This window comes from uncultured Streptococcus sp. (assembly GCF_938036805.1).
Lineage (GTDB): Bacteria > Bacillota > Bacilli > Lactobacillales > Streptococcaceae > Streptococcus.
The window spans coordinates 1-10773 of record NZ_CALHWC010000163.1; the positions used below are offsets into that span (position 1 = coordinate 1).

The 10773-nt window shown below is 42.5% G+C and carries 8 protein-coding genes; 2 read left to right on the forward strand and 6 right to left on the reverse strand.

Annotation, left to right across the window (positions count from 1 at the left end):
* Positions 1-26: 26 nt before the first annotated feature.
* Positions 27-1439 (forward strand): Fe-S cluster assembly protein SufB, encoded by a 1413-nt coding sequence (gene sufB, locus Q0191_RS06595; RefSeq protein ID WP_125383452.1) that lies wholly within the window; start codon positions 27-29, stop codon positions 1437-1439.
* Between the two features lie 192 nt (positions 1440-1631).
* Here sufB and pbp3 read toward each other — a convergent pair whose 3' ends face one another.
* A complete protein-coding gene (pbp3, locus tag Q0191_RS06600; protein ID WP_297664941.1) occupies positions 1632-2909 on the reverse strand; it encodes a D-alanyl-D-alanine carboxypeptidase PBP3 in 1278 nt (425 codons plus the stop codon).
* Between the two features lie 279 nt (positions 2910-3188).
* Between pbp3 and Q0191_RS06605 the strand changes: the two genes are divergently transcribed.
* Positions 3189-5147 carry a peptide ABC transporter substrate-binding protein gene (locus tag Q0191_RS06605; RefSeq protein ID WP_297664943.1) on the forward strand — a complete coding sequence of 653 codons (1959 nt, stop codon included), beginning with the start codon at positions 3189-3191 and terminating at the stop codon, positions 5145-5147.
* Between the two features lie 285 nt (positions 5148-5432).
* Here the strand turns inward: Q0191_RS06605 and serS are convergent, their stop codons facing one another.
* From serS to Q0191_RS06630, 5 genes are all read right to left on the reverse strand, one after another.
* Complete coding sequence (serS, locus tag Q0191_RS06610) at positions 5433-6710, reverse strand: serine--tRNA ligase (protein WP_297664945.1); 1278 nt, start codon at positions 6708-6710, stop codon at positions 5433-5435.
* 212 nt (positions 6711-6922) lie between these two features.
* Positions 6923-7294: a DUF956 family protein gene (locus Q0191_RS06615; protein WP_297664947.1), complete on the reverse strand. Its 372-nt coding sequence runs from the start codon at positions 7292-7294 to the stop codon at positions 6923-6925.
* Positions 7295-7364: 70 nt separating this feature from the next.
* Entirely contained in the window at positions 7365-8306 is a 942-nt protein-coding gene (locus Q0191_RS06620) for a PTS system mannose/fructose/sorbose family transporter subunit IID (RefSeq protein ID WP_297664949.1), read from the reverse strand.
* Positions 8307-8324: 18 nt separating this feature from the next.
* Positions 8325-9128 carry a PTS mannose/fructose/sorbose transporter subunit IIC gene (locus tag Q0191_RS06625; RefSeq protein ID WP_005591779.1) on the reverse strand — a complete coding sequence of 268 codons (804 nt, stop codon included), beginning with the start codon at positions 9126-9128 and terminating at the stop codon, positions 8325-8327.
* A gap of 44 nt (positions 9129-9172) precedes the next feature.
* Positions 9173-10162, reverse strand: a complete 990-nt coding sequence (locus Q0191_RS06630) for a PTS sugar transporter subunit IIB (protein WP_125372481.1) — start codon at positions 10160-10162, stop codon at positions 9173-9175.
* Positions 10163-10773: the final 611 nt, after the last annotated feature.

Genomic DNA, 10773 nt, shown 5'->3' on the forward strand with positions numbered 1-10773 from the left:
AAAAAGTAAGAATGTGAAAGGAAATTATGTCAGAAGAAAGAGTAGAACCAAAACCAATTGATCTTGGTGAGTACAAGTTTGGTTTCCATGACGATGTTGAGCCTGTTCTCTCAACAGGGAAAGGGCTGAATGAAGCGGTTATTCGCGAGCTCTCTGCAGCCAAGGGTGAACCAGAGTGGATGTTGGATTTCCGCCTTAAGTCCTACGAGGTTTTCAAGAAAATGCCGATGCAGACTTGGGGTCCAGATTTGTCAGAAATTAATTTTGATGACTTGATTTATTACCAAAAGGCCTCTGATAAGCCAGCTAGAAGCTGGGATGAAGTGCCTGAGAAGATCAAGGAAACCTTTGAGCGGATTGGGATCCCAGAAGCGGAGCGAGCTTACCTTGCTGGTGCAGCTGCCCAGTATGAGTCCGAAGTGGTCTACCACAATATGAAGGAAGAGTTCCAAAAGCTTGGGATCGTCTTTACGGATACCGACTCAGCTCTTAAGGAATACCCAGAGCTTTTCAAGCAGTATTTTGCTAAGTTGGTTCCGCCGACAGACAACAAGTTGGCTGCCCTTAACTCTGCAGTTTGGTCTGGTGGTACCTTTATCTATGTTCCAAAAGGTGTTAAGGTAGACATTCCACTTCAAACCTACTTCCGTATCAACAATGAAAATTCCGGTCAGTTTGAACGGACCTTGATTATCGTTGATGAAGGAGCAAGTGTCCACTACGTAGAAGGATGTACAGCGCCTACTTATTCAAGTAACAGCTTGCATGCAGCGATTGTTGAAATCTTTGCCCTGGACGGCGCCTATATGCGCTATACGACCATTCAAAACTGGTCAGATAATGTCTACAACCTTGTAACCAAACGAGCGCGGGCTATGAAAGATGCGACGGTTGAGTGGATTGATGGAAATTTGGGTGCCAAAACAACCATGAAGTACCCATCTGTTTACCTTGATGGAGAAGGGGCGCGTGGAACCATGCTTTCTATCGCCTTTGCCAATGCTGGTCAGCACCAGGATACAGGGGCTAAGATGATTCACAATGCGCCACATACTAGCTCATCTATTGTTTCCAAGTCCATTGCCAAGGGCGGAGGTAAGGTAGACTACCGTGGCCAAGTGACCTTTGCTCGCAATTCTAAGAAATCTGTCAGCCATATCGAATGTGATACCATTATCATGGACGATTTGTCTGCATCAGACACCATTCCATTTAATGAAATCCACAACTCACAGGTAGCTTTGGAGCATGAAGCTAAAGTTTCTAAGATTTCAGAGGAGCAGCTCTACTATCTCATGAGCCGTGGCCTATCTGAATCCGAAGCAACAGAAATGATTGTCATGGGCTTTGTCGAGCCTTTTACCAAAGAACTGCCTATGGAATACGCTGTTGAGCTGAACCGCTTGATTAGCTATGAAATGGAAGGATCTGTTGGATAAAAAGAGGCGTTGACCTCTTTTTAATTGTGAATAAATCTTTGCTTAAGCAAAGTGTTTAAAAGATTTAGAGGACCTGTTAAACAGTAGCGGAATACTCGATTGCTAGTTAACCCTCAAAGAACTTTTTTTGATTACGTTAAACGTTTACAAACTATAGAAATACCGCGAATCAATTGATTCGCGGTATTTCTTTTATAACTTCTCATTGACGAAGCGGATAAAATCGTTCCACCAGACTTTGAAAATGATAGCTTTTTCAACCTTTTTTTCTGTAACCATAGAAATAGAAGTTTTCTTGTTTTCGATGTAGCCCTGGCCGATTGGCTCAGAATCTGTATAAGTGAGGGTACCCACTACACTACCTTTTTTCAAGGGTGCCTGCAGCTCCTGTGGACTTGGAGTAAAGGTGACTTTATGTTCAGCCTGATTGGCTATCCGTTCTAGAATTACCAGGTCCTCACTAGCAACTGCAGCGACCTTATCCTCTTGGCTGTCTCTAATGGCTACTTGTGAGTTATTATATCGTTCGCCTTTTTTGACCAAGACCGTCGGAGAAAAATTTTGCGTAACGTAGGTCATTAGGCTAGATGTAACGCCAAAACGGGTATTAGGGTCGTTATCTTCCTGTGCGACCCCTAAAACGACTGTGATCAATCGCATCCCTTTTTCACTTGTCACACCGACAAATGAAACACCATTCTGCTCAGATCCTCCTGTCTTCAAACCCTTCACTCCTGTCCGAAAACTAGGAGAACCTTCCAACATTAAGTTGGGATTTTCTAGTTGGATTCCTGCAAAATTTACATGAGATTTGGAAGTGATGCCAAGTACTTCTGGGTAGTCATCAATCAGATGTGAAGCAATCACGGCTATATCATAAGCACTGAACTTATTGACAGTCTCTTGTTTTTTCTTGCTTTTAGAATTCTCTGCGGACTCCCCTTCGGTATTGGTAGTTTCTAGCGAACCATCTAGTAAACGAATATCTGTACCAGTAGCATTTACAATGGTTGCATCAGAAATATTCCATTCCTTGAGTTTGGCTTTCATCATTTTGACAAAATTTTCTTCACTTCCAGCAACTTGTTCTGCCAGAGCAATGGTGGCGCTGTTGGCGCTTGCTAAAAGAGAAGCATTCAGCAAGTCCTTTACCTTGTAGCGTCGCGCTTCCAGAGGAAGATTTGCAATAGATGGATTTACTGTCAGATGATAAGCATAATCAGAAATATCAACTTCAGTTTCTAAGCTCAGTTTGCCTTCGGCAATGGCCTCGTAAACCAGATAAGTAGTCAAAATGTTAGTAATAGCACCGACTTCTAGTGGGCTTGTAGCCTCCTTTTCATAGAGGATTTTCCCTGAGTTTGCATCGACAGCAATAGCGCTTTTAGCGGCAATTTCATAGTCATCCGCCAGAACGGGCTTGGCAATCAGACCAAAGAATAGCAGTAGGAATACAAAAAGTTTTTTCATTTCTTTCCCCTAGATTAGTAATAAATCTATTGTAACATAAAAAAGCCGATATTTTTGATAATCCTATTCAAGAATCCTTGTAAAATATTGAACAAATTTTTATTTATAAGATTTTCTGCATGTTTATGAAAATATATGAAAATGCATAAAAATTTTCCTATACTTTGTTTCAATAAAAATAAGAAAAATGTATAGAATTTTAAAATTTTCTTAAATAAGACTTGTTTTTGTCTGGAAATGATGTATAATAATACATAATCTAAAGAAGGAGATTTGCTTATGAAAAAATCTAAATGGTTGGCTATTACTGGTTTGGTTGCAGCATCAGCGCTATTCTTAGCTGCTTGTGGCAAGTCAAGCGCCAGCTCGGCAAAGACATATTCTTATGTCTATAATACAGATCCAGATACATTGGATTATGTAAACTCCAATCGCTCCTCTACTTCTGACGTTATTGCCAATTTGGTCGACGGTCTTTTAGAAAATGATCAATATGGGAATCTTATCCCTTCATTGGCTGAAGACTGGACTGTGTCCAAAGATGGCCTGACTTATACTTATAAGTTGCGTAAGGACGCTAAATGGTACACAGCAGAAGGTGAAGAATATGCTGCTGTCAAGGCACAAGACTTTGTAACAGGGCTCAAGCACGCTGCAGATGAAAAATCAGAAGCATTACCAATCGTGCAAAACTCTATCAAGGGATTAGATGCTTATATCAAAGGAGAAAGCAATGATTTCTCTACTGTCGGTGTCAAGGCAATCGACGACTATACAGTCCAATACACTCTGAATCAACCAGAAAGCTACTGGAATTCTAAGACAACGATGGGCATTCTCTTCCCGATTAACGAAGAATTTCTGAAGAAGGAAGGCAAGGACTTTGGTACCGTGAAACCTTCCGGTATTCTCTACAATGGTCCATATGTATTAAAGTCATTTACTTCTAAGTCTGTTATCGAATATTCTAAAAACCAAAACTATTGGGACAAGGACAATGTGAAGATCGAAGATGTCAAGTTGACTTACTACGATGGTTCTGACCAAGAGTCGTTGATCCGTAACTTTACTGATGGTGCTTACACACAAGCTCGTCTCTATCCGACTAGCTCAAACTATGCATCAGTAGAAAAGAAATACAAAGACAACATCATCTTTACTCCACAAAACTCAACTAGCTATTTCTATGCCTTTAACTTGAATCGTCAGGCTTATAGCCACACTTCTAAGACAGATGCCCAAAAAGCTGCCAGCAAAGAAGCGATTCAAAATAAAGACTTCCGCCAAGCAATCAACTTTGCTTTTGACCGTAAATCCTTTGGTGCCCAGATGAATGGTAATGAAGGAGCAACGAAGATCATCAGAAGCTTGCTTGTCCCTCCTAGTTTTGTGCAAGTAGATGGCAAGGACTTCTCAGATGTCGTTGAATCACAGTTGGCTTCTTATGGGGATGAATGGCAAGGTGTCAAATTAGCTGATGCCCAAGACAGCATTTACAACCCAGATAAGGCCAAGGCAGAATTTGCTAAAGCAAAAGAAGCTTTACAAGCGCAGGGAGTTGAATTCCCAATTCATCTAGATGTACCAGTTGACCAAACTGATAAAATCATGGTACAACGGACCAACTCTTTCAAACAATCTGTTGAGGCAGCTCTAGGCCAAGAAAACGTTGTGATTGACGTGCACCAAATGTCATCAGACGATTTTGATAACTCTACTTACTTCGCAGAAACAGCTGCCCAAAAGGACTATGACCTCAATATGTCTGGTTGGTCAGCAGACTACCAAGACCCAGTGACTTATCTGAATATCTTTAACCCAGAGACAGGGGATATCTTGGACAATATTGGTCTGACAAAAGGCCAAAACCAAGACCTTGCTTCCAAGGTTGGTTTAACGGACTACAAAGCGCTTTTGGATCAGGCAGATGCAGAAAAGCAAGATACCAATGCTCGCTATACGAAGTATGCAGCAGCGCAGGCTTGGTTAACAGATAGTTCTATTGTGATCCCGTCTATTTCTGCAGGTGCTTCACCAACGGTTCAAAAGGTCGTACCATTTACCAAAGCCTACTCTTATGTAGGTATCAAGGGTGATAGCTATGTATTTAAGGGAATGGAGCTTCAAGATAAGGTTCTGACAGTAGCTGATTATCAAAAGGCTTTGAAAAAATGGGAAAAAGAAAAAGAAGAATCAAATAAAAAAGCTCAAGAAGAGTTAGTAAGTCACGTTAAGTAAAAGAAAAGAGGCTGGGACAAAAGTCCTAGCCTCTCAATTGTCTTTGGATTGTCGAGCAAGACGCAGTGGTTGAGTGGGCTCTACTAGGCTGATTTCATCAGCTTTTACAGCCCTACTCAACTGTGCGGAGGTGGGACGACGAAATCGAATTCTAACGAATGACCGATTTCTGTCCCACTCTCTTTTAAAGTAGAAAATCCTATATTTCGTTTATTTTTTTGAACTGTTGGATTTCTCCTCAAGTAGAATAAGAAAAGGTCCGATTTGTTTCGGACCTTTCATTGCTTATTTTGGTGCGATGACTTCCAAGCCGCCCATGTAAGGACGTAGGACTTCAGGAATGGTCACAGAACCATCTTCATTTTGGTAATTTTCCAAGATAGCAGCGACTGTGCGTCCGACAGCCAGTCCAGACCCGTTGAGAGTGTGGAGGAGTTTGACCTTGCCATCTGCTTCGTCACGGTAGCGGATTTGGGCTCGACGAGCCTGGAAATCTTCTGTGTTAGAGCAACTAGAGATTTCACGGTAAGTGTTCTGAGCAGGAATCCAAACTTCCAAGTCGTAGGTTTTAGCAGCAGAGAAGCCCATGTCACCAGTAGAAAGAGCAACGACACGGTAAGGTAGATTGAGCTTTTGCAGGATGTTTTCTGCATTGGCAGTCATCTTTTCCAGCTCTTCATAAGATTCTTCTGGCTTGGCAAATTTTACCATTTCGACTTTGTGGAATTGGTGCAGACGAATCAGACCGCGCGTGTCACGACCAGCAGAACCAGCTTCAGAGCGGAAAGATGGGCTCATAGCTGTGAAGTAGATTGGCAAGTCTTTGCCATCTAGAATTTCATCGCGATAGTAGTTGGTCAGTGGAACTTCAGCAGTTGGAATGAGCACGAAGTTGGTATCGCTTAGCTCAAAGGTATCTTCTTTGAACTTAGGATATTGTCCAGTACCAAACATAGAGTCATGGTTGACCATATAGGGAGTGATGACTTCTGTATAGCCTTCTTTGCCATGCTCATCCAGCATGAAGTTGTAGATAGCGCGCTCTAGTCTAGCTCCCAAGCCCTTGTAGAAGAGGAAGCGGGCTCCAGTGACTTTTGCACCACGCTCCCAGTCCAGGATATCCAAGTCTTCACCTAGATCCCAGTGAGCCTTAGCTTCAAAGTCAAATTGGCGAGGTGTACCCCAGCGGCGGACTTCTACATTGTCATCCTCGTCTGCCCCGACTGGCACGCTATCGTGCGGAATGTTCGGCAGGGTTGTAGTGAATTCAGTCAGTTTAGCATCCAAATCAGCCAAAGTGGCATCCAAGTCCTTGACTTGGGCAGATAGTTTTTGCATGGCTGCAATCTTGTCATCTGCATTTTCTTTGTTGCGCTTGGCTTGGGCAATCTCTGCAGAAACAGTGTTGCGTTCTGCTTTGAGATTTTCGACTTTCACCAACAAATCACGTCGTTGCTCATCGATTTCCTTCATTTGATTGAGCACATCAGCTGCTACGCCACGGGTAGCTAATTTCTCTGCGACAGTATCAAAGTCTGTCCGAATACGTTTTAAATCTAACATAAGACCTCCAAAAATAAAAGCACACCGAGGAAACTGTTGGAGCGGCTAGGCCGCGGTTCCATCCAACTTCACAGGTGTGCACTTGATTATGTATGTAGTTGTATTGCAACGGTAGAATTTCACACTAGACTCCTATCTGCTCGCAGCACCCGCAGACTTTCTGAAAGAAGCGATAGTCTTACTTATCCGTTTCCTAGATTATACAGGATTTTCTACTTTTTTGCAAATAGATTTTTAAAGAATTGGCCAATTGTTTGGATCAAGGTAGGCAATTTGATAACTTTCTCATTCCCGATATGTTGCCGTGCAATTTTGAGAATCTTTCCAGTGTCCTTAGATGCAAAGAGAAACTTGCCCTTGTCTGTAAAAACTTCGAAATGGCGGCTGACATTTTTCCCAGAGACATTGGCACCGATTTGCTGGATGCTAGACCAAGGCAGCTGGATATAGTCTTCTACATTGGCGTCAGCGTAGAATTCCAGTGCGACATCACCGACCAAAAACTTCCCAATCTTGCCACCCAAACCCAGATAGGAAACTCCTGTCGTTTGAAATTCAATCGATTTATTTTGCGATTGCGCCATAGAACATCTCCCTTTTAAATACTATAGCTATTATACCATAATAAAAAGAAGGCCGAAACCTTCTTTTTAATTACATCAAACCAATAAGGCGAGCAACGATACCAACAACGAAAAGTCCGATGATGATTGTGATTGGTGAGACTTTCTTCTTAAGCAACCACATGCAGAGGAAGGTAAGGAGAAGTCCCATCAAACCAGGAATCAAAGAGTTAATTTGTCCTTGAAGGGTGTTTGTCTTTTCAGGAGTCAAGCTCAATCCGCCTGCAACATCACCCAAGATTTTTTGAAGTTGCTCGCCAGTTACAGCACCTTTAGGGAAGTTGATGTAAGCTCCCTCAGAGAGTTTTGTAGATGGCAATTGAAGCGCAAAGCTAACGTTTACCCAGCGTGCTACCAAAACAGCCAAGATAAACATACCAAGGATTGAAGCACCTTTAGTGATGTCTTGAAGGATACCACCAGACATGTCTTTAGTGATTTCAGAACCAGCCTTGTAACCCAATTCTTGAGTGTACCACAAGAAGGCCATACGGATTGCATTCCAAAGAACGAAGAAGAGGAGTGGGCCGATGATATTTCCTGACAGAGCAAGAGATGCACCGAGTGCTCCAAGGATCGGACGAACTGTGAACCAGAAGACAGGGTCACCGATACCAGCCAAAGGTCCCATCATACCGATTTTAACACCTTGGATAGCTGCATCGTCAATTTCTGCACCGTTTGCTTTTTCTTCTTCAAGGGCGAGTGTTACACCAATGATTGGAGCAGCAACGTATGGGTGAGTATTGAAGAATTCCAAGTGACGCTCAAGAGCAGCAGCTTGATCTTCTTTTTTAGTGTAAAGTTTCTTGAGAGCTGGAATTAAAGAATAAGCCCAACCCAAGTTTTGCATACGTTCATAGTTCCAAGAACCTTGCAAGAAAGTAGAACGCCACCAAACTTTTTGACGGTCTGCCTTTGAAAGAGTCAATTTTCCTGACTCATCAGGCTTTACAGTATTTAATTCTGTCATGATAGTGTATCTCCTTTCTTAGTAATCTTCTAGGATGTCGCCGATTGGGTCGTTAGATGTAGCAGAACCGCCACCACCGTTTCCGCCTTTCTTAGAAAGGTTGAGGTAGATAAGGGCGATTGCTACACCGATAGCACCGAGGGCAATCAAAGTCAATTGGCTAACAGCAGCAAGAGCAAAACCGATAGCAAAGAATGGCCATACTTCGCGAGTTGCCATCATGTTGATAACCATAGCGTAACCAACGGCAACAACCATTCCCCCACCGACAGCCATACCGCCTGCCAACCAATCAGGCATCATAGCAAGCAATTTTTGCACTGCTTCTGCAGGGATAGCAAGAAGAAGGGCTGCAGGAATAGCGATACGAAGTCCTTGAAGAAGGAGAGCTACAAAGTGCGCGCGTTCAACGCTAGCAAAATCACCTTTTTTAGCAGCAGAGTCTGCAGCGTGAACCAAGGCAACAGAGATAGTACGCACGATCATAGTAAGGAAGAGACCGGCTACGGCAAGAGGAATCGCGATTGTAGTTGCAACTGTGATACCTTTGTCAGTGAAGTCTCCACCTTGAACCATGATGATAGCAGCAGCAACTGAAGCCAAGGCGGCGTCAGGAGCAACGGCAGCACCGATGTTAGCCCAACCAAGAGCGATCATTTGAAGAGATCCGCCAAGGATAACACCAGCAGTTAAGTTACCAGTTACAAGACCGATCAAGGTACATGCAACCAATGGTTGGTGGAATTGGAATTGGTCCAAGATACCTTCAAGACCAGCTAGGAAGGCAACAAAGACTACTAAAACCATAGAAATAATAGACATGTTTTAAATCCTTTCATAATAATATGAGAGCGAAACGTTTAAGATTATTGAACGTTGGCTTTGTTAATTAAGTCAAACAAATCTTTCTTAGAATCATTTGGTACTTTACGTACGTCGAATTCAACTCCGAGATCACGCAATTTTTCGTAAGTTGCCACGTCGTCCTTGTCCATTGACAGAACGTTGTTGACCATTGTCTTACCAGTTGAGTGAGCCATTGAGCCGACGTTGAGAGTCTTGATTGGCACACCGCCTTCGATAGCGCGTAGGGCATCTTGCGGAGTTTCAAATAAGATAAGAGCGTGCGTATTACCAAAGCGTGGATCTTTTGAAACAGCAATCAGCTTATCAATTGGAACAACGTTTGCTTTAACATTACCAGGTGCAGCTTGTTTGATGAGCTCTTTACGAAGTTCATCCTTAGCTACAGAGTCAGAAGCAACGATGATACGGTCTGCTTTTGAATCTGGAGTCCAAGCTGTTGCAACTTGTCCGTGCAACAAACGAGTATCGATACGAGCAAGGTTGATTTTGAGCTTGCCGTCTCCGATAACAGTTCCTTCTGGGATAGCTGATTGAGCAACTGGTGCAGCAGCAGGAGCAGCGCTTTCTAGGACTGGATTCAGCTCTTCAGGCAGAGCTTTGACGCCTTCCTTAGCTTCCTTGATGATATTTGCAACGACAGCATCTACGCCAGCGTTTGCATCCATCATGCGCTCTGTGTAGGCTTGAATTAGCATAGGCAGGTTCAAACCTGTAATAATAGCGAACTTACGGTCTGGATTTTCACCCATGACACGGCTAGCTTGGTTAAATGGAGACCCGCTCCAAAGGTCAGCCAAGACCAATACCTCATCGTTCGCATCAAACGAAGCCACAGCGTCATTGAATTTTGCATACAGATCATCAGGACCTTCGTTTGGCATGAAAGTTACAACTTGAACTTTTTCTTGCTCACCAAAAATCATAGAACCTGACTGATGAATGCCGGCAGCAAATTCACCGTGGCTGGCAATAATGATTCCAATACTCATTATTGTTTTTCCTCCTTATAAAATGTTTGACTTAAGTTTAAGAAAACTTTAAGGCTAACTATTATTATAAAACGTTTTCATGAAAAATGCAAGTACCTGAATCGAGTCGACAATTATTTTCAAATTCCGTTTCTAGTGAAAAACGCTGTTATATCAGTCTTTTTTAATCTTTTCTTCTCACTAAATAATTAGATGAAGATTAGATCATCAATGTAACTAGGTTAATATATGAAAGTAGATGAAAATTTCTATGAAAATGTTTATCTGCTAGATTGATTAGAAAGTGAATTTATATAGGAGGAATTTATAGCTGAGGTCCAAGAAGTATTTTACAAATTATCTATTTTCTGCTATAATCGTTTTTAGAAAGAATTCTCATTGTCTACTTTTTAGCGAGTCTGGGTTGGTGGGAGCCAGATAGGGAAGCAGTGCGGATGGCGCTTTCGGTTAACATTTTTAAACGTAATGAAGTAATAAATTAGGGTGGAACCGCGTCTTGACGCCCCTAGGTCGCATAGCCTAGGACTGTCGGATGTGGTTCTTTTGCTTACTGAGCCTATTGTTCGAAAGAAAGGAGATTCGTGGAGAACCTTTATCTTGTAAAAGACGAG

What these genes read in the sequence shown, in the direction of transcription:
- Q0191_RS06605 (WP_297664943.1), top strand. Translation starts at nt 3,189, where the DNA reads ATGAAAAAATCTAAATGGTTGGCTATTACTGGTTTGGTTGCAGCATCA.
- serS (WP_297664945.1), bottom strand. Translation starts at nt 6,710, where the DNA reads ATGTTAGATTTAAAACGTATTCGGACAGACTTTGATACTGTCGCAGAG.
- Q0191_RS06620 (WP_297664949.1), bottom strand. Translation starts at nt 8,306, where the DNA reads ATGACAGAATTAAATACTGTAAAGCCTGATGAGTCAGGAAAATTGACT.
- sufB (WP_125383452.1), top strand. Translation starts at nt 27, where the DNA reads ATGTCAGAAGAAAGAGTAGAACCAAAACCAATTGATCTTGGTGAGTAC.
- Q0191_RS06615 (WP_297664947.1), bottom strand. Translation starts at nt 7,294, where the DNA reads ATGGCGCAATCGCAAAATAAATCGATTGAATTTCAAACGACAGGAGTT.
- Q0191_RS06630 (WP_125372481.1), bottom strand. Translation starts at nt 10,162, where the DNA reads ATGAGTATTGGAATCATTATTGCCAGCCACGGTGAATTTGCTGCCGGC.
- pbp3 (WP_297664941.1), bottom strand. Translation starts at nt 2,909, where the DNA reads ATGAAAAAACTTTTTGTATTCCTACTGCTATTCTTTGGTCTGATTGCC.
- Q0191_RS06625 (WP_005591779.1), bottom strand. Translation starts at nt 9,128, where the DNA reads ATGTCTATTATTTCTATGGTTTTAGTAGTCTTTGTTGCCTTCCTAGCT.